The following is a 20,982-nucleotide window of genomic DNA, read 5'->3' as shown; positions in this document are numbered from 1 at the left end:
GATGTCGGCGCAACGCCAGGAAGCCGTCCGGCGCATCACCGCGCCGGAGATCACCGCGCGCAAGGGCAAGGAGCCGGTGGTCTGCCTCACCGCCTACACCGCGCCGGTGGCCGAGATTCTCGACGCCCACTGCGACCTGCTGCTGGTTGGCGACAGCGTCGGCATGGTGGTGCATGGCCTGCCCAACACCGTCGGCGTGACGATGGAGATGATGATCCTGCACGGCCAGGCGGTGATGCGCGCCGCCAAGCGGGCGATGGTGGTGGTCGACATGCCGTTCGGGTCGTACGAGGGCTCCAAGGAGACCGCCTACGAGAACGCCGCGCGGATCCTCAAGGAGACCGGCTGCCAGGCGGTGAAGGTCGAGAGCGGACCGACCATTCCCGAGACCATCGCCTATCTGGTGCGCCGCGGCATCCCGGTGATGGGCCACGTGGGCCTGCGTCCGCAGTCGGTGCTGGTGGACGGCGCCTTCAAGGCCAAGGGCCGCCAGGAAGCGGAACGCGCCCGGGTGGTCGCCGAGGCCGAGGCCACCGCCGACGCGGGCGCCTTCTGCGTGGTGGTGGAGGGCGTCGCCGAGGCCCTGGCGCGCGACATCACCGCCGCCATCGAGGTCCCCACCATCGGCATCGGCGCCTCGGCCGGCTGCGATGGCCAGATCCTGGTCACCGACGACATGCTGGGCCTGTTCGACTGGACGCCGAAGTTCGTGCGCCGCTACGCCGACCTGCGCGGCGAGATCGCCCGGGCGGCCGGCGCCTATGCCGAGGACGTCAGGGCGCGGCGGTTCCCCGCGGCGGAAGAGACCTATTTCGCCAAGGCGAAGGGGTAGGGGAAGGCGCAACTGGTCGCCCGTGCGCTTCCCGCTGGCTGGCTTTGGCGGATGTGTCGGTCCTTCTCCCCTTGCGGGAGAAGGTGGCCCGCGCAGCGGGTCGGATGAGGGGTTGATGATCCATCGACACTAGCTCGCAGAGGCCTGGCGCGGCGAAAGCCGGCAACGCCTCGTCCACCCCTCATCCGTCTTGCTTCGCAAGACACCTTCTCCCGCAAGGGGAGAAGGGCGACCGCACGTGTCGTCGAGATGTGTGAACTGGCTGGCCCGCAGGCGGGGCGAGGGCTTGCCGGTGGCCGGGTTTGCGCTGAAACAGCCCTGTCCCCCGTCGAGCGAGAGGGTTGGGTGAGGGGGCTCGTCGCCGGACGCGACGTCGCAGGCTCCTATCGGCCCCGCTTTGCGTTGCAGCGGCGCGCCCCAAACGATAGGTTCCGCGCCTCTGAGCGCAACAGCCCCGGGCGAGGTCCTTTCTAAGTGGTCGATTTCATCGAAGAGGTGGACGAGCAGCTGCGCGCTGACCGCTATCGCGCCCTGGCCCGCCGGACTCTGCCCTGGTTCTTCGCCGCGCTCGCCGCCATTATCATCGGCTGGTCGGCCGCGGCCGGCTATCAGTACTGGCGCAACCAGAACATCGACAAGGCCGCCGCGGCCTACGACAAGGCGATGACCGCCCTGTCGCAGGGCGACGAGACCGGCGCCTACGCGGGCTTCGACACCCTCTCCAAGACCGGCCCGGCCGGCTACAAGACCCTGGCCCTGCTGCAGCAGGGCAACATCCGCCTGGCGGCCGACAAGGTGGTCGAGGCCGTGGCCCTGTACGACGCCGCCGCCAAGGCCGCGCCGAACGACATCCTGGCCGACGGCGCCCGGCTGAAGGCCGCCCTGGCCCTGCTGGACACCGCCCCCTACGCCCAGCTGGAAACCCGGCTCAAGCCGCTGATCGGCGGCGGCAAGCCCTACGACGCCCAGGCGCGCGAGGCCCTGGCCTTCGCCGAGCTGGCCGCCGGCAAGACGGCCAAGGCGCGGTCGGACTTCCAGGCCCTGACCCTGGCGCTCGGCGCCACCGACGACATGCGCCAGCGCGCGGCCACCGCCACGGCCCTGATCGACGCCGGCCAGGCCAAGACCGCTGTCGATGTTGTAAAACTGGCCGCCACATTGCCGCCGCCACCGCCCCAGACCATGCAGCTTCCGCCCGGGGCGCAGGCGCAGCCGTCGCCCGCCCAACAAGCCGCCCCCAGCCAACCCGACAATCGGACCGCTCAATGACGACCCTGCGTAAGTTCGGCGTGCTCGCCGTCGCGGCCGCCCTGGCGGGCTGCTCCACGGTCGAGAAGGCCGAATCGCTGAACCCCTTCCACGGGGGCAAGAAGGGCCATACGGCCGCCAACGAGGCCAACCGCATCGCCATCGTCGCCGCCGACGAGGAGCTGAAGGTCTCCGACACCCTGCGGGGTCAGGACTTCTACCTGCCGCCGCCGGCGCCGATGGCCGCCTGGCCGCTGCCCGGCGGCACCCTGGAGCAGTCCGTGGAGAACGTGGCCGCCGCGCCCGACTTCTCCGTGGCCTGGCGCCACAAGTTCGGCGCCGCCTCCAGCCGCCAGAAGCATGTCACCGCCCCGCCGATCGTGGCCGATGGCCGGGTCTATGTGATGGACGGCGAGGCCGAAATCTCGGCGCACGACGCCCAGACCGGGGCGGAAGTCTGGCACAGCAACATCATGCCCAAGTCGAAGCGCGACCGCGAAGGCTTCGGCGGTGGCCTGGCCTATGCCGACGGCAAGATCTACGCCTCGTCCGGCTTCCGCGAGGTGGTGCAGCTGGACGCCGCCACCGGCGCGATCGGCTGGCGCACCCGCACCGACGCCCCGGTGCACGCCGCGCCGACGGTGTCGAGCGGGCGGGTGTTCGTGGTCGACGTCAACGACCAGCTGCTCACCTTCCAGACCGCCGACGGCAAGCCCGACTGGACCTACCAGGCCCTGACCGAGCCGGCGCGGATCCTGGCGTCCTCCAGCCCGGCGGTGACCAGCGACACGGTGATCGCCTCGTTCGCCTCGGGCGAACTGGCCGCGCTGCGCGCCAGCAACGGCACCGAGCTTTGGACCACCAGCCTGTCGCGCGCCAGCCGCACCAACGCCCTGTCCGAGATCCGCGACATCGCCGGCCGGCCCGTGGTGTACCGCTCCGACGTGTTCGCCGTCAGCCACTCCGACGTGATGGCCGCCACCGACCTGCGCAGCGGCGTGCCGCGCTGGACCCTGCCGATCTCGGCCATCACCACCCCGTGGGCGGCCGGCGACGTGGTCTATGTGGTCGACCAGCAGGGCCGGGTGTTCTGCATCTCGCGCGACAGCGGCCAGATCTACTGGATGCACGAGCTCAACGCCCCGGCGCAGGCGGTGAAGAAGGGCAAGAAGCCGAAGAAGACCAAGCGGGTCTACTGGTCCAGCCCGGTGCTGGCGTCGAACCGGCTGATCATCCTGTCGTCCAAGGGCGACGCCGTGGCGCTCGACGCCAAGACCGGCGCCCAGCAGAAGACCATCAAGCTCGGCTCGGATGCGCTGATCGGGCCGATCGCGGTAGGCGGCATGGTCTATGTGGCCAGCGACGGCGCCGAACTGATCGCGATCCGCTGATCATGCCGGGGGCGCACGCATGGTGAAGCTCGCCATCGTCGGGCGCCCGAACGTCGGCAAGTCCACGCTGTTCAACCGGCTGGCCGGCCGCAAGCTGGCGATCGTCGACGACAGGCCCGGGGTGACCCGCGACCGGCGCTTCGGCACCGGGCGTCTGGGCGACATCGACCTGGAGCTGATCGACACCGCCGGCTTCGAGGACCAGACCGACGAGAGCCTGGAAGCGCGCATGCGCCGCCAGACCGAGCTGGCGCTGGCCGACGCCGAGGTGATCCTGTTCGTGGTCGACGCCCGCGAGGGGGTCACGCCGCTGGACGAGGTGTTCGCCGCCATCCTGCGCCGCACCGACAAGCCGGTGATCATGGTCGCCAACAAGGCGGAGGGCCAGTCGGGCGAGGCCGGGACCATGGAGGCCTTCGGCCTGGGCTTCGGCGAGCCGGTGCCGATCTCGGCCGAGCACAACGAGGGCATGGCCGAGCTCTATGCCGCCGTCGCGGCCGCCGCGCCGATCGCGGACGCGTTCGAGGACGACGAGGACGACGACGAGCGCGGCGACAAGCCGGTGCGCATCGCCATCGTCGGTCGCCCCAACGCCGGCAAGTCCACCCTGGTCAACCGGCTGATCGGCGAGGACCGGCTGCTGACCGGCCCCGAGGCCGGCATCACCCGCGACGCCATCCCGGTGGATTGGACCTGGGAGGGGCGCAACGTGCGCCTTGTCGACACCGCCGGGCTGCGCCGCAAGGCGCGGGTGCAGGAGAAGCTGGAGAAGCTCTCCACCGCGGACTCGATCCGGGCGATCACCTTCGCCGAGGTGGTGATCCTGGTGATGGACGCCACCCATCCGTTCGAGACCCAGGACCTGCAGATCGCCGACCTGGTCGAGCGCGAGGGCCGCGGCCTGGTGTTCGTGCTGGCCAAGTGGGACCTGGTCGAGGACCCGGGCTCGCGGCTGGCCGCCTTCGTCGAGCACGCCGAGCGCATGCTGCCGCAGCTGCGCGGGGCGCCGGTGGTGGCGCTGTCGGCCGAGACCGGCCGCGGCCTGGAGCGGCTGATGCCGGCGGTGCTGAAGGCGCACAAGGACTGGGCCACCAAGATCAAGACCCGCGACCTGAACGACTGGCTGCAGCTGGCCATCCAGCGCCACCCGCCGCCGGCGGTGAACGGCCGGCGGATCAAGCCCAAGTACATGGCCCAGACCAAGGCCCGGCCGCCGACCTTCGTGCTGTTCTCCAGCCGCGCCGACCAGCTGCCCGACAGCTACCGCCGCTATCTGATCAACTCGCTGCGGCAGAGCTTCGACATGCCGGGCACGCCGATCCGCATCACCATCAAGTCGGGCGCCAATCCCTATGCCGACGACGCCGGTGACAGCGCGCCGCCTCGCCGCGCCTCGGCGCCGCGGACCCGCGCGGTGGCCAAGCGGACGCAGCCGGCCGGGGAGGGGGGCGAGGCCGCCGCCGCCGCTCGTCCAGCGCGCAAGCCGCGCGCGGCGGCCGGGGGCAAGGCCAAGGCCGGCCCGGTGAAGAAGAAGGTGGGCCTGAAGGCCAGGGCCGGCGCCGCCGCCAAACGCGCCGGCTCGCACAAGCATGCCCCGATCCGCACCAAGCGCGACGCCAAGCCCAGCAAGCCGCGCGGGCGGTAGCGATGCCTACCCTCCCCATCTTGGGGAGGGAAAGGCGGCGAAGCCGCCAGGGTGGGGAACGCAGGCCGGAACCACGAAATCTTCGGGTTTGGCGGAAGCGTCTCGCTCCCCCACCCTGATCGCTGCGCGATCTGTCCCTCCCCACAAGGGGGAGGGCGGAATCAAGCCGTCGCCGTTTCCTTCCACTCAGAGAAGATCACCGGCTTGTCGGGCAGGCCGAGGCCCGTGCGGGTGACCAGGTCGAGGATCATCGGGCGGATCTCGGCGGGGTCGGTGAGGGTGTCCGGGTCTTCGCCCGGGAAGGCCTCGGCGCGCATCTTGGTGCGCATCACATTGGGGTCCAGCAGCACGGCGCGGATGTTGGTGTTCTCCACCTCGTCGGCCCAGCAGCGCACCAGCGCCTCCAGCCCGGCCTTGGTGGCGGCGTACGAGCCCCAGTAGGCCTTGGGCCGCGCGACGCGCCCGGTGGTGAAGAAGATCGCGCGCCCCGCCTCGCTCTGGCGCAGCAGCGGCTCGAACGAGCGGATCAGGCGGAAGGTCGAGGTCAGGTTGCTGGCCACCACCTTGTCCCACAGCCGCGGGTCGATGTGGCTGACCGGGCGCAGCCCGCCCAGCAGGCCGGCGGCGTGCACCAGGATGTCCAGGCGCTGGTGGCGCTGGAAGATCTGGCCGCCCAGCTGGTCGATGCCGTCGCCGTTCATCAGGTCCATGGGAACCAGGGTCGGACGCACGCCGCCCCAGGAGCGGATCTCGTCATCGAGCGCCTCGAGTGCGCCCTGGGTGCGGCCGATGGCGATCACGTGGGCGCCCGCGCCGGCCAGGGCCAGGGCGCATTCGCGGCCGATGCCGCGGGTAGCCCCGGTGACCACAGCGTGCTTGCCCGCCAGGGCGTTCGGATCAGACTTTGGCAAGGGCAGGGTCCTCGATCGGCGCGACCTCGGCGGGTCGCGCGGCGTAGCGCTGGGCGATGATGGCGCAGGCCATCAGCTGGATCTGGTGGAACAGCATCAGCGGCAGGACGATCAGCCCCACCTGGGCCGGCGGGAACAGGATGCCGGCCATCGGCACGCCGGAGGCCAGGCTCTTCTTCGAGCCGCAGAAGACGATGGTGATCTCCTCCTGCTTGGAGAAGCCGAGCGCCCGTGCGCCGAAGGCAGTGATCGCCAGGACGGCGGCCAGCAGCGCCACGCACACCAGCGCCAGGATGACGATCTGCAGCACAGACACCTGGCTCCAGATGCCGTGGGTCACCGCCTCGGAGAAGGCGCCGTAGACGACGAACAGGATCGAGCCGCGGTCGACGTAGCTGGTCAGCTTGGCGTGCCGGCCGAGGAAGCCGCCCACCAGCGGGCGCAGCAGCTGGCCGGCCAGGAACGGGATCAGCAGCTGCACCACCACCGCCTCGACGGCCGGCAGCGAGAAGCCGGCGCCGTGCGCCTGCAGGGTGAAGCCGACCAGCACCGGGGTGATGAAGATGCCGAACAGGTTGGAGGCCGAGGCCGCGCACACCGCCGCCGCCACGTCCCCGCGCGCCACCGAGGTGAAGGCGATCGACGACTGCACGGTGGACGGCAGGCAGCAGAGGAACAGCACCCCCGCGGCCAGGGTGGTGGGCATCACGGTGGTCGGCAGGTGCTGCAGCAGCAGGCCCAGCGCCGGAAACAGGGCGAAGGTGGTGGCCAGCACGATCAGGTGCAGCCGCCAGTTCACCAGCCCCGCCACCACCGCCTCGCGCGACAGGCGCGCGCCGTGCAGGAAGAACAGCAGGGCGATGACGCCCTTGGTCAGCAGGTCGAAGGCGTGCGCCGCCTGGCCCCGGATCGGCAGGATCGAGGCCAGCACCACCATGCCGAGGATCGCCAGGACATAGTTGTCCGGCTTCAGACGCTTGAGCAGTCCCATTGCACCTACTCGACGGACAGACACGATCCCCTCCCCCTCGCGGGGAGGGGGCAGGGGGAGGGGGCGCCGGCGAAGGCCTTGCCGGAAAGGGCTGAGCTGCGTCCCCGCAGAGCGCGGCGCTGGCGCCCCCACCCCAACCCCTCCCCGCGAGGGGGAGGGGCTTCGAGGCGACCGCCAACGGGCAGGCGAACCGTCGACATCAGGCGTCCACCAGGAAGGAAAGCTGCTGCTCGGCCGGATCGTTGCGCCCTTCGGCGATCTCGCGGTCCAGCAGGCGGGTGGGGTAGTCGCCGGTGAAATAGTGGTCGGTGAACTGCGGCACGTCAGGATCGCGCGGGCCGGCGCCCATCGCCCAGTACAGCCCTTCCACCGACAGGAAGCCCAGGCTGTCGACCTCAAGGAATTCAGCCATTTCGGCGAGACTCTTGGTGGCCGCCAGCAGCTTTTCGCGGTCCGGCATGTCGATGCCGTAGAAGTCGGGCCACTGGATCTGCGGCGAGGCCGATCGCAGGTGCACCTCCTTGGCGCCGGCTTCGCGCACCATGCGCACGATCTTAAGCGAGGTGGTGCCGCGCACGATGGAATCGTCGATCAGCACCACGCGCTTGCCCTCCAGCACCGCGCGGTTGGGGCTGTGCTTCATGCGCACGCCCAGTTCGCGCACGCCCTGGGTGGGCTGGATGAAGGTGCGCCCGGCGTAGTGGCTGCGGATGATGCCCAGGTCGAAGGGCAGGCCGCTGCGCTCCGCATAGCCCAGGGCCGCCGGAACGCCGGAGTCCGGCACCGGCACCACCACGTCGGCCGGCACGCCGCTTTCCTCGGCCAGGCGGCGGCCCATCTGCTTGCGCACCTCGTAGACCGACTTGCCGTTCACCACGCTGTCGGGGCGGGCGAAGTAGACGTATTCGAACACGCACGGCCGAGCGTGGTTGGCCGGGAACGGGCGCAGCGACTCCACCCCCTCCTCGGTGATCACCACCATCTCGCCGTGGGCGACGTCGCGCACGAAGCGGGCGCCGATCATTTCCAGGGCGCTGGTCTCGGAGGCCAGCACGTACTTGCCGCCCAGGTCGCCCAGCACCAGAGGGCGGATGCCCAGCGGGTCGCGCACGCCGATCAGCTTCTTGTTGGTCAGCGCCACCAGGGCGTAGCCGCCCTCGATCTGGCTGATCGCCTCGATGAAGCGGTCGACCACCTTGGCCTTCCGCGAGCGGGCGATCAGATGCAGGATCACCTCGCTGTCGGAGGTGGACTGGAAGATCGCCCCGTCGGCGACCAGCTGCTGGCGCAGGTGCAGGAAGTTGGTCAGGTTGCCGTTGTGCGCGATGGCCACCCCGCCGCCGCCCAGGTCGGCGAACATCGGCTGGACGTTGCGGATGAACGAGCCGCCCGCGGTGGAATAGCGCGTGTGGCCGATGCCGGCGAAGCCTGGCAGCCGCCGCGCCAGGTCGGGGCCGGAGAAGGCGTCCGCCACCAGACCCATGTGCCGCTCGGTGTGAAAGCCCTGGCCGTCGAAGGCGGCGATGCCGCAGGCCTCCTGGCCGCGGTGCTGCAGCGCGTGCAACCCCAGCGCCACCACCTGGGAGGCGTCGTCCACGCCGAACACGCCGAACACCCCGCATTCCAGGCGCAGGGTGTCGTCGTCAGGATCGCGATGGGGGGGATCGCGATGGGGCGGGGGGGCTGGAAGGGTCACCGCTCTCTCTCCTGCAGGTCGTCGGGGGTCGACCGGGGTCTCTTGCCGTGATGAGGTTTCGCGGCTGTTTCCGTCGTGGCGGAATCCGCCGCAGACTGATCTTCGTCCGCCGCGGAATCCGCTCCCGCGTCGGTGGTTCCGGCCTTGACCGCGTCGCGCATCGACGGCTCGACGGTGTGGGCCATGCGCAGCCCCTCCGGCGCCACGGAGCGCAGGATCGAGGCCACGCCGCTGGCCGCCGGATAGAGCTTGGCGTCCTTGATCCAGGCGGGCATCCGCTCAGGTGGGGTGGCGGCGTTGATCAGCAAGGTGAAGGCGCCCACGACGACGGCTCCGCGCACGAGCCCGATGCCCAGGCCCAATAGGCGATCCAGGCCGGAAAGGGCGGTCTGGCGGACCTTCTGCGTCAATGCGCCGCCGATCACCCGGAACAGGATGTAGGCGAACACGAACAGCAGCAGCACCGCGGCGGTGTTGGCGATCCAGGCGGTATGGATGGCGTGGCGGGCGATCGGCCCGGAGAAGCGCAGGCCGTAGACGGCCACGAAGATGGCCGCGATGAACGCCAGGACGGTGGTGACTTCCCGAGTCGCGCCGCGAATGAACGCTATGAGCCCCGAGACGATGAGCACGAGGCCGGCGACGACGTCGAACAGGCTCATGGGTCAGTCCCAGCGCTCTTCCCGGATGCGATCGATCGCATCCATCAGGCGCGAGACACCGGTGACGGCGCCGCCGGCTTCCGCCGCGGAGGAGGGGGCGAGCGCCCGGGCGAAGCCCAATTTCGCCGCTTCCTTCAGCCGGGACTCCATTCTCGACACCGGGCGCACGTCGCCCGAGAGGCTGACCTCGCCGAACACCACGCAGTCCTGCGGCAGGGCCACGTCGACGGCCGAGGAGGCCAGGGCCGCGGCCGCCGCCAGATCCGCCGCCGGCTCGCTGATGCGCAGGCCGCCGGCGACGTTCAAGTAAACGTCACGCGTGCCGAATCCAAGCCCGCAGCGCGCTTCCAGCACCGCCAGCACCATCGCCAGGCGTCCGGAATCCCATCCTACCACCGCCCGGCGCGGCGTGCCGTACGCGGACGGCGCGACCAGGGCCTGGAACTCCACCAGCACCGGACGCGAGCCCTCGATGCCGGCGAACACCGCCGCCCCGGCGGCGCGCTGGCCGCCCTCGTTGAGGAACAGGGCCGAGGGGTTCTTCACCTCCGCCAGGCCGGCATCGCCCATCTCGAACACCCCGATCTCGTCGGTGGCGCCGAAACGGTTCTTGGCCCCGCGCAGGATGCGGAAGGGATAGCCGCGCTCGCCCTCGAACGAGAGCACCGCGTCGACCATGTGCTCGACCACCCGCGGGCCGGCGATCTGGCCGTCCTTGGTGACGTGGCCGACCAGGATGGTGGCGATGGAGCGCTTCTTGGCCAGCCGGATCAGTTCGCCGGCGCAGGCGCGCACCTGGGTGACCGATCCCGGGCCGGCCTCGTGAGCGTCGCTCCACAGGGTCTGGATCGAATCGATGATCACCAGATCGAACGCTTCGCGCTTGAGGCCGTCGAGGATGTCGCGCAGCGCCGTCTCGGCCGCCAGGTTGATCGGCGCGTCGGCCAGCCCCATGCGGTGGGCGCGCGAGCGAATCTGCTCGATCGCCTCCTCGCCGGAGATATAGGCGCAGCGCGCGCCGCGACGGGCCGCCTCGGCGCAGACCTGCAGCAGCAGAGTGGACTTGCCGACCCCCGGATCGCCGCCCAGCAGGATCGCCGAGCCCGGCACCACGCCGCCGCCGCATACCCGGTCGAACTCCGTCACCCCGGTGTGAATCCGTTTCGGGCTTGGGGTTTCCGAGGCCAGTCCCTCGAACGCCAGGCCCCGCGCCTTCGGTCCGCGGCTGGGCGCCAGGGCGCCGGGCGGGCGCGAGGCGACCTCTTCCACCAGGGTGTTCCACGCGCCGCAGGCCACGCACTGGCCGGACCATTTGGCATGGGTCGCGCCACAGGACTGGCAGACATAGAGGGCTCCGTCGCGGGCCATGGGTCTCCTGATTCGATGAGCGCCCACAGTTTATCGCGCCGGCCCGCGCAGCGCCGCAAATCGTTCGCAGAACTGTGATCTCGCCACGCTGGGCGATCTCGGCTAGCGTCGTTATTCAGAATTCCTAATCGCATCCCGGAGGGACGGTATGAGTGTCATCGAGGGTGGATCGTCCACCACGAACATTATCCAGCGCGTGCAGAACATCCTGATCAAGCCCGCGGCCGAGTGGGACGTCATCGAGCGGGAGCCGGCCACCGTGCCGGGGCTGTTCACCGGCTATGCGGTGATCCTGGCGGCGATCCCGCCGGTGGCCCTGGTGATCCAGCACCTGCTCTTCATCCACTGGGGCCTGCTGGCGATCATCGTCATCGCGGCCCTGACCTACGTCGCCTCGCTGGTCGGCGTGTTCATCCTCGGCCTGATCTTCGACGCCCTGGCGCCGAGCTTCGGCGGCGAGAAGAACCAGGTCCAGGCCATGAAGGCGGCCGTCTATCCCTATACCGCCGGCTGGGTGGCCGGGGTGCTCAACATCGTGCCGGTGCTGGGCGTGCTGGCGATCATCGCGGCCATCTACGGCCTGTACATCCTCTGGCTGGGCCTGCCCAAGCTGATGAAGGTGCCGGCCGACAAGGCCGTCGGCTACGTGGTCGTCTCCCTGGTGGTGGCGATCGTGATCAATGCCGTGATCGGCGCGATCATCGGCGGCATCACCGCGGCGATGATGTTCAGCGCCGCCGCCACCGGGGCCGCGGCCCTGGGCGGTCTGCCGCACTACTGAGCAAGGCTTGCGGCCGGGGTCAGCCCCGGCCGACACGCTCGGCGCGCGCGGAGAGCCTCACCAGGCATTCGTGCGCGACCGTGCCGGTGGCCGCCGCCAGGTCGTCGAGCCTGGCGCGCGGTCCCAGCAACTGCACCAGGTCGCCCGCCTTGGCGCGGGGCGCCTGGCTCAGATCCACCGCCAGCAGGTCCATGGACACCGTCAGGATCGGGGCGGGCGCGTCGCCGATCCAGGCGGTGGCGCGGCCCATCGAGCGGCGCAGCAGGCCGTCGGCATAGCCCGCCGCCAGCAGTCCCACCCGCATCGCCCGATCGGCCACGAAGCCGTCGCCATAGCCCACCGCATCGCCGGCCTGCAGCTCGCGCGCCTGCAGGATCGGCGCTTCCAGCGTCGCCACGGCGGCGAAGCGGTCGTCGGCCACTTCCTGCGGGCCGCCGCCATAGAGGCTGATCCCGGGGCGGACCATGTCGAAATGATAGCCGGCGCCCAGGTAGACGCCGGCCGAGGCCGCCAGGCTGGCCGGGGCGTCCGGAAACCGCGCCCGCGCCTGGCGAAACAGCGCCAGCTGGCGGGCGTTGCGCGGGCTCGACGACTCGGCGGCGCAGGCCAGGTGGCTCATCACCAGGGCGACGTCGAGGTCGGCGGCGGCGCGCGCGTCGTCCACGTCGAGGCCCAGGCGGTTCATGCCGGTGTCGATATGCAGGCCGCACGGCCGCCGCTGCGGCCGCCAGCGGGCGATGTCCTCCGGGGTGTTCAGCACCGGGGTCAGGTCGGCGTCAGCCAGCGCGCCCGCGTCCGCGCCCGCCAGGCCATCCAGTATGAAGATCCGCGCCGGCCGCCCCCCGCCCAGCGCGGCGCGCAGGGCCTGCCCCTCGGACAGCCGCGCCACGAACAGGTCGCGCGCCCCCTCGTCCCACAGCCGCCCGGCGATCAGCCCGGCGCCCAGGCCATAGCCGTCGGCCTTGACCACCGGCGCGACCACGGCGCCCGGCGCGGCGGCCTTCAGCGTCGCATGGTTGGCCGCCAGGGCGGCCAGGTCGATGGTCAGGCGCGCGGCGCTCAATGCGGGTCGAACCGGCCTTCGCGGGCGAGGTCGCTGAACTTGGTCAGGTCGGGGTTGAAGTGCAGCTTGACGGTGCCGATCGGGCCGTGGCGCTGCTTGCCGATGATCACGTCGGCGTGGTTGGCGATCTTGTCCATCTGCTCCTGCCAGGCAAGGTGCTCCTCGGTCCCCTCGCGGGGCTCGGCGCGGCCCATGTAATAGGCCTCGCGGTAGATGAACATCACCACGTCGGCGTCCTGCTCGATGGAGCCGGATTCGCGAAGGTCGGACAGCTGGGGCTTCTTGTCCTCGCGGTTCTCCACCTGGCGCGACAGCTGCGCCAGGGCGACCACGGGCACCGACAGCTCCTTGGCCAGGGCCTTCAGCGCCATGGTGATCTGGCTGACCTCCTGCACCCGGTTGTCGCTGCGCTGGGTCTCGCTGCCGGTGATCAGCTGCACGTAGTCGATGACGATCAGGTCCAGGCCGTGGCTGCGCTTGAGGCGGCGCGAGCGGGCCACCAGCTTGGAGATGGAGATGCCGCCGGTGTCGTCGATGAACAGCGGCACTTCCTGCAGCTCCACCGCCGCGTCGCGGATGCGGCCGAACTCCGAGGCGTTGATCTCGCCCTTGCGCATGCGGTCGGACGGCACGCCGGTGACGTCGGCCAGGAGGCGCGCGGCCAGCTGGTCGGAGCTCATTTCCAGGGCGAAGAACGCCACCACCCCGCCGCTGACGGTCTTCTTGCTGCCGTCGGGCTGGGGCTCCCAGGCGTAGCGCCGGGCGACGTTGAAGGCGATGTTGGCGGCCAGGGCGGACTTGCCCATCGATGGGCGCGCGGCGACGATGATCAGGTCGGACCCGTGCAGGCCGCCCAGCATCCGGTCGAGATCGGTCAGGCCGGTGGAGATGCCGGACAGGCCGCCGTCACGGTTGTAGGCCTCCGCCGCGTTCTCCACCGCCTTGGCCAGCGAGCGGTCGAAGGTGTGGAAGCCGGTGGACGAGGTGCCGGCCTCCGCCAGGCTGAACAGCTTCTGCTCGGCGTGCTCGATCTGGTCGCGGGCGGTGAGGTCCGGGTCGCCCTCGTGCGCGGTCTGGGCGATGTCGCCGCCGATGCGGATCAGCTCGCGCCGCAGCGCCAGGTCGTAGATCACCCGGGCATAGTCGTGGGCGTTGGCCGCCGCCGGGGCGCGGTCGACCAGGTCGGCCAGGTAGCGCACGCCGCCCATCTCGATGAACGCCGGATCGCGCTGGAACTGTTCGGCCAGCAGCACAGGGTCGGCCAGCTGGCCGCGGCGGATGTGGCTTTCGATGGCGCCGAACAGCCGGCCATGAAAGGGCTCGAAGAAGTGCCGCGCGGCCAGCTGGTCGCTCAGCCGCTCATAGGCGGCGTTGTCGTACAGCAGCACGCCCAGCAGCGCCTGCTCGGCCTCGACGTTGGCCGGGGCGTGGGAGACTTCAACGGTCGGGGAGACGGGTACCAGGTCGAGCGCGGGAGCGAGGGCCATGCGGTTACCGATAGCCTAAGGCTGAGGCCCTGGGCATTGCGACAAAGCGTTCTCCACTGCGAAATCGTTCGGCTGTGGACAGGCGCCGGGATTCGGGCGCCGATGGCCAGCCTGACGTCTCGCTACGTCAGAATCGGACGTGCCATCCCCGCGCCGACCGGCGTCCGGACCGAGCGTCAGGGATTGTAGGCCCGCTCGCCGTGGTAGGTCATGTCCAGGCCCTCCTCGATCTCCTCGTCGCGGGCGCGAAGGCCGGTGACGGCGCGGGTCAGTAAGGCGAGGGCGATGCTGGCGACGCCCGACCACAGGCACACCACGGCCACGCCGATCACCTGGGTCAGGGCCTGGGAGGCCATGTCGCCGCCGCGGCCGTAGCCGACGCCGCCCAGCTGTGGCGCGGCCAGGAACGCCACCAGGAGGGTCCCCAGAATGCCGCCGACCCCGTGCACCGCGAACACGTCCAGGGCGTCGTCGATCCTGAAGCGGTGCTTGACGATGTCGACGGCGAAGAAGCAGACCACGCTGCCCACCGTCCCCAGGATCAGCCCGCCCAGCGGGCCGACGTAGCCGGAGGCCGGGGTGATGGTGGCCAGGCCCGCCACCGCGCCGGTGACCATGCCCACCATGCTCGGCCGCTGGAAGCGCCAGCGCTCCAGCAGGGCCCAGACCAGGCCGGCGCTGGAGGCCGAGATGTGGGTCACCAGGATCGCCATCGCCGCGTCGCCGCCGGCGGCCAGGGCGCTGCCGCCGTTGAAGCCGTACCAGCCGACCCACAGCATGCCGGCGCCGATCATGGTCATGCCCGGATTGTGCGGCGGGCTGAGGTTGCGCGGGAAGCCGTCGCGGCGGCCCAGGAACACCGCCAGCACCAGGGCCGAGATGCCTGCCGTGGCGTGCACCACCAGGCCGCCGGCGTAGTCCATCACCCCGCGCTGCGCCAGCCAGCCGCCGCCCCAGACCCAATGGGTCACCGGGGCGTAGACCAGCAGCAGCCACAGGGCGCTGAACAGCAGCACCGCGGTGAAGCGGATCCGCTCCACATAGGCGCCGACGATCAGGCCGGGGGTGATCACGGCGAAGGTCAGCTGGAAGGTGAAGAAGGCGCTCTCGGGGATGGTCCCGTGCAGGGCGCTGCGCGGCGTGTGCAGCAGGAACGCCTTGCCGAGGCCGCCGATCAAGGCGCCGGCGCCGTCGAACGACAGGGTATAGCCCAGCGCCAGCCACAGCACCGAGGCCAGGCAGGCGATCGCCACGCAGTGGATCATCACCGACAGGGTGTTCTTCTGGCGCACCAGGCCGGCATAGAACAGGGCCAGGCCCGGCAGGGTCATGAACAGCACCAGGGCCGTGGCCGCCAGCACCCAGGCGGTGTCGCCGCTGTCCAGCCGGGCCGGCGGCGCGCCCGCCTGCGCCAGGGCGGCGGCGGGCGTCAGGACGATCAGGCCCAGCGCCGCAAGCGCCGGCTTCGCAAGGCGTAGCACGTGTTTCCCACCCCAGGACTCGAGCGCCGCCCCGACCCGGCGGCGCCGCTTTATTGGGCGGAGTTGCGCGGTTTGTCATCAGGATTCGCCCGCGAAATGGGCATGAAAAAGGGCGGCCCGGAGGTCCGGACCGCCCTTCGATGGAACCGCCGCGACGGCCCCCGCTACCAGTTGTAGCTGACGCGCCCGTACAGGAACCGGCCGTCGAAACCAAACGGCGAGTAGCTGGAATAGGCCCCGCCCGTCGAGTTCGGGGCGGGGCGCGGGTACTGGTCGAGCAGGTTGTTGGCGCCCACGGCCACCTGCAGCTTGCTGTTCAGGTTGGCGCGCAGTTCCATGTCGACCAGGGCGTGGTCGCCCAACCAGTAGTCGAACGCCGGGTTGGTGTTCGGCACGTGCACGTTGCCGTAGTAGGTGACGCGGGTGGTCGCGCCCCACATGCCGTAGCTCCAGTTGGCCTCGAACGAGCCTTTCCACTGCGGCTGGCCGTTGTTGTAGATCGAGGTGTTCACATAGGCGAACAGGGCGTCGCCCGCCCCGGCGCCGAGCAGCGTCACCAGCTGCGGCGTGTTGGGCTTCCTGGTCACCAGGGTCACGTCGTGGCTGACGCCGGCCTGCAGGTCGAACGAGCCGAAGTTCTCCGTCGGAATCTTGTAGGTCCCGACCAGATCCACGCCGTTGGTGGTGGTGTTGACGCCGTTGATGAAGAACCGCAGCCCCGAGATGTCGCTGCCGGACGGCAGCAGGGCGATGACGCCGGCCTGGGTCAGGTTCTCCGACAGCACGATGCGGTTGTTCACGTTGATCCGATAGGCGTCGACGGTCAGCGAGAAGCGGCCGTAGCGGAACACGCCGCCGATCGAATAGTTGACCGACTTTTCCGGCTCCAGCGGCTTGCCGCCCACCGCCTCGGCGATCGGCGAGGTGGAGGGCAGGGTGGCGATCTGGAACGGCGTGCCGTTGATGAAGGTCGTCGACGTGGTGGTGAACGAGGTCTGCTGCAGCGCCGGAGCGCGGAAGCCGTTCGAGATCGCGCCGCGGATCGCGAACATGTCGGAGAAGTCATAGCGGCCGGCCAGCTTGCCGGTCACCACGCTGCCGAAGTCGGAATAGTGCTCGGCGCGGATCGCGATATCGGTGTCCAGCTGATGCAGCGGGTGCACGTCCAGGTCCACGTAGCCGGCGACGGACGAGCGATCGTTCGTGCCGGCGTTGGACGGCTGGAAGCCCGGGAACACCTGGGCGCCGGCGGCGTAGGGCACGTTGATCGAGCCGCTGCCGTCGAACTTGGTCCCGGTGAGCTTGGGATTGGCGCCGCTGGTGTAGGAGTTCAGCTCGCCGGCGCGGATCGAATAGCGCTCGTAGCGATACTCCAGGCCGGCCGCCAGGGTGATCGGATCTGCCAGCTGGGCCGGGTGGAACTGGCGCGTGAAGTCGGCATTGCCGACCAGGTGGCTGTACTGCAGGCCGCCGGCGTCGAAGCGCGACGGGCTGGCGGCGCCGAGGGTGGCGTTCAGCGAGTCGATCACCCGGTAATCGATCTTGCTGGTGCCCCAGACCAGGCTGGTGTCGGCGTCCCATTCGCCCAGCTTGAACTTGGCCCCGAGGGCGGCGCTGGCGTCCTGCACCGTGGGATTGATCTTCGGCAGGAAGCCGTCGGGATAGATCGCGGCGATGTCCTGGATCGAGGAGTTGGCCGAGGCGCCGCCGACCGTGTTGTTGCTATAGCAATAGACCGTGGCGCTGCAGGGGCGCCGGAACGTGCCGCCCGAGGTGGTGTCACGGTGCTGGTAGCTGGCCCAGCCGTAAAGGTGCACGGCGCCGACGTCGTACCCGCCGTTGCCGAAGAAGGTGTACTGCTCCAGGTCGGGATCGCCGAACCACTGGGTGACGCGGTTGATGCTGTTCTCGCGCGGGTCGTAGACGCCGCCCGCCAGCACCGCGTACTGCGGCCGTTCGTCCGGGCCGGCCCGAACCGTGTGATCCTGGTGCTTGTACTCCGTCGACAGCGTCAGGAAGCCGTTGTCGCCGAGCTTGTAGCCCTCCCAGGCCGACACCGTGGTGGTGAAGCCGTCATTGATGTGGCGGTCGGCCGGGGCGTTCCAGGTGGCGCCGGCCGGCGCGGCCTGCGGCGTGGAGTGGAAGTCGGTGTCGTAGCCGCCGAAGGTCACCGTCAGGCCGCCGCCGTGGTCGGCCTCGCGCAGGCGCAGGTTGATCACCCCTGCGATGGCGTCGGAGCCGTACATGGCCGAGGCGCCGTCCCGCAGCACCTCGACGGTGCTCAGCGCCGCCGTCGGGATGGTGTTGAGGTCCACTGAGGCGGTGCCACGGCCGATCGAGCCGTTCAGGTTCACCAGCGCCGAGGTCTGGCGGCGCTTGCCGTTGACCAGCACCAGCACCTGGTCGGGGGCGAGGCCGCGCAGGGTGGCCGGGCGCACCGAGTCGGTGCCGTCGGTCAGGGTCGGACGGGGAAAGTTCAGCGAGGGCAGGGCCTCGGACAGCGCCTGGGCCAGCTCCGTCGAGCCGTTGTGCTGCAGGGTCGTGGTCGGCACCACGTCCACCGGCGCGGTGGTGTCCAGGCGGCTGCGCGGCGGCGCGCGGCTGCCGATGACGACCAGTTCGCCGACGGAATTGTCGGCGGCGGCCGCGGCGGTTGAGGAGGCGTCTGCGGCGTGGGCCGCGCCGGCTCCGGCCGTCAGGCAGGTCGCAGCCAGAAGGATCGACAGTCGATGATGCATGTTTGAAGTCCCCGCACTAAACGACCCCACGGGGAGGTGGGTATCGTTGCCGGCGGGTAGATGGCGCCTCGGTTCGGTCACCGAAATGACATTTCTGCCACAGGCGAAGGTGAAATGTTTCGCCCAAAGCAAAGGGGGCGTGACCTGCGTCACGCCCCCCAAAGGTCGACCTGTAAGCGGCGGTTACGCCTCTTCGGAGGCGAACTCGTGCTGACCGGCGCCGCCGTCCAGCAGGTCGGCCGCCGCCTCGGCGTCGAGCGCGCGCTCTTCCTCGAACTGCGAGGTGATCACGTTCTCGCCGCGCGCCTGGCGCTCGGCTTCGTCCTGGCTGCGGGCGATGTTGATGTTCACCGTGACGGTGACCTCGGCATGCAGCCGCACCTTCACCGGGTGGACGCCCAGGGTCTTGATCGGCTTGTCGAGAACGACCATCGAGCGATCGATCTTGCCGCCTTCGGCGTTCACCGCGTCGGCCACGTCACGGCCGGAGACCGAGCCGTACAGCTGGCCGCTCTCGCCGGCCTGGCGGATCATCACATAGGACGTGCCGTCCAGGGATTCGCCGGACTTGGAGGCGACTTCGCGGGCCTTGGCGTTGCGCGCTTCGATGTCGGCGCGCTGGCCTTCGAAGATCTTGCGGTTGGCGGCCGTGGCGCGCAGGGCCTTGGAACGGGGCAGCAGGAAGTTGCGGGCGAACCCGTCCTTCACGTTGACCTCGTCGCCCAGGACGCCCAGGCGCTCGACGCGTTCGAGCAGAATGACTTTCATCGGACCTTTCCCCCTTACTTCACGACGTAGGGGAGCAGGGCCAGGAAGCGGGCGCGCTTGATGGCCTTGGCCAGTTCACGCTGCTTCTTGGCCGAGACGGCGGTGATGCGCGAGGGCACGATCTTGCCGCGTTCGGAGACGTAGCGCTGCAGCAGCTTCACGTCCTTGTAGTCGATCTTCGGGGCGTTGGCGCCGGAGAACGGGCACACCTTGCGACGGCGCATGAAGGCGCGGCGCGGGCCGCCGCCGCTGGTCGCAGCGGCCGGGGCTTCGGGAGCGGAAACGTCGGTCATTGGCGGCCTTCTCCCGGCGTGAAGTCTTCACGGCGCTCGCGATCGCGGTCGCGGCGGGCGAGGACGGGGGACAGTTCCAGATCAAGCTCGTCCACGCGGACGGTCAGGTAGCGCAGCACGTCTTCGTTCAGCGACAGCTGGCGCTCCATCTCCTTGACCGCCGGCGCCGGAGCGTCGAGGGCGAGCAGGGAGTAGTGGCCCTTGCGGTTCTTCTTGATGCGGTAGGTCAGGTTGCGCAGACCCCAGTACTCGATCTTGGCGATGTGACCGCCTTGGCCTTCGATCAGGGTCTTGATTTCTTCGTTCAGGGCCTCGGCCTGCTGGGGCGAGATGTCCTGACGTGCGATGAGCACGTGCTCGTAATAAGCCATGGTTCCTTCTTCCGTTGCGGAGGGCGGCGCCGCCGGGCCCGGAAGAGGCGCCGGAAACGATGGATCTCAGCGTGGCGACCCGGGCTTGCCCCGAGGTCCATTACGCTCCACGAAGAGACCGCCTTCCAAGAGAGGGCGCGCTACTAGCGGTAAACGCCGGGAAAATCAAGCGAAGCCTGCCTCTTGCCAGCGGGCGCGAGCCTGGGACACTGGGTGAAGACGTCCGGGGAGCGCCGCGCCATGATCGCCTATTCGACACTGGGGGTGAACGACATGGATCGCGCCGTCGCCTTCTACGACGCCGTGTTCGCCCCGCTGGGCGGGCGCCGGGACACCACCAGCCCCACCTGGACCGGCTATTCGCGGCCAGGCGACCGGGCGAAGTTCTTCCTGACCCGGCCCTGGGATCGCTCGACCGCGACGCACGGCAACGGGACCATGCTGGCCTTCCTGGCGGATGATCGCGCCGCGGTGGACGCCTTCCACGCCTCGGCCCTGGCGCAGGGCGGGGCGTGCGAGGGGCCGCCCGGCGTGCGCGAGGGGATGAATCCGGTGTTCTACGCGGCCTATGTGCGCGATCCGGACGGCAACAAGCTGTGCGCCTTCGTGCGCAAATAGCGGACGGGGGCGTTTCCGATGATCAGGCGTTTCGGGCTGGCTGCGGCTGCGGCCGCCGGCCTTCTGTCGGCGAATCTCGCCGCCGCCGAGCCGGCGATGTCGGGCAAGGCGACCGATGGGGCCGAACGCGCGGACAATCCGTCGCGCATGGATCCCGGCAAGTCGCGGCGCATGGCGCTGGCCCGGCGCTACATGGAGGCGATGCACTACCGGCAGACGGTCGCCGGCGTGCTGAAGTCGCTGATGCCCGCGCTGCTGGACAACGCCGGCAGCCACTATGGGGCCCTCTCGGAGCGCGAACGCAAGGCGCTCACCGATTCCTGCCTGGAGGCGATGGACGCCCTGACGCCGGAAATGGTCGACGACGCGGTCGCGGCCATGAGCGATGTGCTCACCGAGGATGAGCTGACCCAGCTGGCGGCCTTCTATGAGAGCCCGGTCGGCCAGTCGATCGTCGCCAAGAATGCGCAGATCAGCGCCGCGATGGCCGGCCCGATGCGGGCGATGATGCCCAAGGTCAGCGCCCAGATCCTGAAGCGCTTCTGCGCCAGGATCGACTGCTCGACCCTGCCGAAGCCACCACCGCCTCAGCAGTCGTGAGGCGAATCCGCCGCGCCGTGTCGGAACGCGGCCGGCCG

The 20,982-nt window shown here is 70.1% G+C and carries 19 protein-coding genes; 7 read left to right on the top strand and 12 right to left on the bottom strand.

What is annotated here, in order from left to right; genetic code table 11:
- Position 1: 1 nt before the first annotated feature.
- The 4 genes from panB to der all read left to right on the top strand — a co-directional run bounded on the left by panB (position 2) and on the right by der (position 5,116).
- Entirely contained in the window at positions 2-832 is an 831-nt protein-coding gene (gene panB, locus ACO2Q3_RS10800) for a 3-methyl-2-oxobutanoate hydroxymethyltransferase (protein WP_423306580.1), read from the top strand.
- Positions 833-1,306: 474 nt separating this feature from the next.
- Positions 1,307-2,101, top strand: coding sequence for a tetratricopeptide repeat protein (locus tag ACO2Q3_RS10795; protein WP_423306578.1), 795 nt, complete (start codon positions 1,307-1,309; stop codon positions 2,099-2,101).
- Positions 2,098-3,471 (top strand): PQQ-binding-like beta-propeller repeat protein, encoded by a 1,374-nt coding sequence (locus ACO2Q3_RS10790; RefSeq protein ID WP_423306576.1) that lies wholly within the window; start codon positions 2,098-2,100, stop codon positions 3,469-3,471. Before ACO2Q3_RS10795 ends, ACO2Q3_RS10790 begins: the two co-directional genes overlap by 4 nt.
- Before the next feature lie 19 nt (positions 3,472-3,490).
- Positions 3,491-5,116, top strand: coding sequence for a ribosome biogenesis GTPase Der (gene der, locus ACO2Q3_RS10785; RefSeq protein WP_423306575.1), 1,626 nt, complete (start codon positions 3,491-3,493; stop codon positions 5,114-5,116).
- Positions 5,117-5,277: 161 nt separating this feature from the next.
- Here the strand turns inward: der and ACO2Q3_RS10780 are convergent, their stop codons facing one another.
- The 5 genes from ACO2Q3_RS10780 to radA all read right to left on the bottom strand — a co-directional run bounded on the left by ACO2Q3_RS10780 (position 5,278) and on the right by radA (position 10,744).
- Positions 5,278-6,027 (bottom strand): SDR family NAD(P)-dependent oxidoreductase, encoded by a 750-nt coding sequence (locus ACO2Q3_RS10780; protein ID WP_423306574.1) that lies wholly within the window; start codon positions 6,025-6,027, stop codon positions 5,278-5,280.
- Positions 6,014-7,018, bottom strand: a complete 1,005-nt coding sequence (locus ACO2Q3_RS10775; RefSeq protein WP_423306573.1) for a bile acid:sodium symporter family protein — start codon at positions 7,016-7,018, stop codon at positions 6,014-6,016. The genes ACO2Q3_RS10780 and ACO2Q3_RS10775 overlap by 14 nt, the downstream gene beginning before the upstream one ends.
- A 199-nt stretch (positions 7,019-7,217) precedes the next feature.
- Positions 7,218-8,714 (bottom strand): amidophosphoribosyltransferase, encoded by a 1,497-nt coding sequence (gene purF / locus ACO2Q3_RS10770; RefSeq protein WP_423306572.1) that lies wholly within the window; start codon positions 8,712-8,714, stop codon positions 7,218-7,220.
- Positions 8,711-9,376, bottom strand: coding sequence for a CvpA family protein (locus ACO2Q3_RS10765; protein WP_423306571.1), 666 nt, complete (start codon positions 9,374-9,376; stop codon positions 8,711-8,713). Before ACO2Q3_RS10765 ends, purF begins: the two co-directional genes overlap by 4 nt.
- Positions 9,377-9,379: 3 nt before the next feature.
- Positions 9,380-10,744 (bottom strand): DNA repair protein RadA, encoded by a 1,365-nt coding sequence (radA, locus tag ACO2Q3_RS10760; RefSeq protein ID WP_423306570.1) that lies wholly within the window; start codon positions 10,742-10,744, stop codon positions 9,380-9,382.
- 148 nt (positions 10,745-10,892) lie between these two features.
- Between radA and ACO2Q3_RS10755 the strand changes: the two genes are divergently transcribed.
- Positions 10,893-11,525, top strand: coding sequence for a Yip1 family protein (locus ACO2Q3_RS10755; RefSeq protein ID WP_423306569.1), 633 nt, complete (start codon positions 10,893-10,895; stop codon positions 11,523-11,525).
- 19 nt (positions 11,526-11,544) lie between these two features.
- On the opposite strand, the gene alr is transcribed toward ACO2Q3_RS10755, so the two are convergent.
- From alr to rpsF, 7 genes are all read right to left on the bottom strand, one after another.
- Positions 11,545-12,588 (bottom strand): alanine racemase, encoded by a 1,044-nt coding sequence (gene alr / locus ACO2Q3_RS10750; RefSeq protein WP_423306568.1) that lies wholly within the window; start codon positions 12,586-12,588, stop codon positions 11,545-11,547.
- Complete coding sequence (locus ACO2Q3_RS10745) at positions 12,585-14,075, bottom strand: replicative DNA helicase (protein ID WP_423306567.1); 1,491 nt, start codon at positions 14,073-14,075, stop codon at positions 12,585-12,587. Before ACO2Q3_RS10745 ends, alr begins: the two co-directional genes overlap by 4 nt.
- 176 nt (positions 14,076-14,251) lie before the next feature.
- Positions 14,252-15,556 carry an ammonium transporter gene (locus tag ACO2Q3_RS10740; RefSeq protein WP_423306566.1) on the bottom strand — a complete coding sequence of 435 codons (1,305 nt, stop codon included), beginning with the start codon at positions 15,554-15,556 and terminating at the stop codon, positions 14,252-14,254.
- Between the two features lie 164 nt (positions 15,557-15,720).
- The gene (locus ACO2Q3_RS10735) at positions 15,721-18,294 is read right to left on the bottom strand and encodes a TonB-dependent receptor plug domain-containing protein (RefSeq protein WP_423306565.1); all 2,574 of its coding nucleotides are present in this window, start codon (positions 18,292-18,294) and stop codon (positions 15,721-15,723) included.
- Between the two features lie 183 nt (positions 18,295-18,477).
- The gene (gene rplI, locus ACO2Q3_RS10730; RefSeq protein WP_423306564.1) at positions 18,478-19,062 is read right to left on the bottom strand and encodes a 50S ribosomal protein L9; all 585 of its coding nucleotides are present in this window, start codon (positions 19,060-19,062) and stop codon (positions 18,478-18,480) included.
- 14 nt (positions 19,063-19,076) lie between these two features.
- Entirely contained in the window at positions 19,077-19,355 is a 279-nt protein-coding gene (gene rpsR, locus ACO2Q3_RS10725; RefSeq protein ID WP_423306563.1) for a 30S ribosomal protein S18, read from the bottom strand.
- Positions 19,352-19,726: a 30S ribosomal protein S6 gene (gene rpsF / locus ACO2Q3_RS10720; RefSeq protein ID WP_423306562.1), complete on the bottom strand. Its 375-nt coding sequence runs from the start codon at positions 19,724-19,726 to the stop codon at positions 19,352-19,354. The genes rpsR and rpsF overlap by 4 nt, the downstream gene beginning before the upstream one ends.
- 240 nt (positions 19,727-19,966) lie before the next feature.
- Between rpsF and ACO2Q3_RS10715 the strand changes: the two genes are divergently transcribed.
- Together ACO2Q3_RS10715 and ACO2Q3_RS10710 are read left to right on the top strand one after the other, a co-directional pair.
- Positions 19,967-20,344 (top strand): VOC family protein, encoded by a 378-nt coding sequence (locus ACO2Q3_RS10715; RefSeq protein WP_423306561.1) that lies wholly within the window; start codon positions 19,967-19,969, stop codon positions 20,342-20,344.
- A gap of 18 nt (positions 20,345-20,362) precedes the next feature.
- The gene (locus ACO2Q3_RS10710) at positions 20,363-20,944 is read left to right on the top strand and encodes a DUF2059 domain-containing protein (RefSeq protein WP_423306560.1); all 582 of its coding nucleotides are present in this window, start codon (positions 20,363-20,365) and stop codon (positions 20,942-20,944) included.
- Positions 20,945-20,982: the final 38 nt, after the last annotated feature.

The sequence above is a fragment of the Caulobacter sp. KR2-114 genome, from assembly GCF_049446115.1.
In the GTDB taxonomy this organism is placed as follows: domain Bacteria; phylum Pseudomonadota; class Alphaproteobacteria; order Caulobacterales; family Caulobacteraceae; genus Acaudatibacter.
The sequence above is the reverse complement of the archived record's forward strand: the minus strand, read 5'-3'. Positions and strand labels throughout refer to the sequence as shown.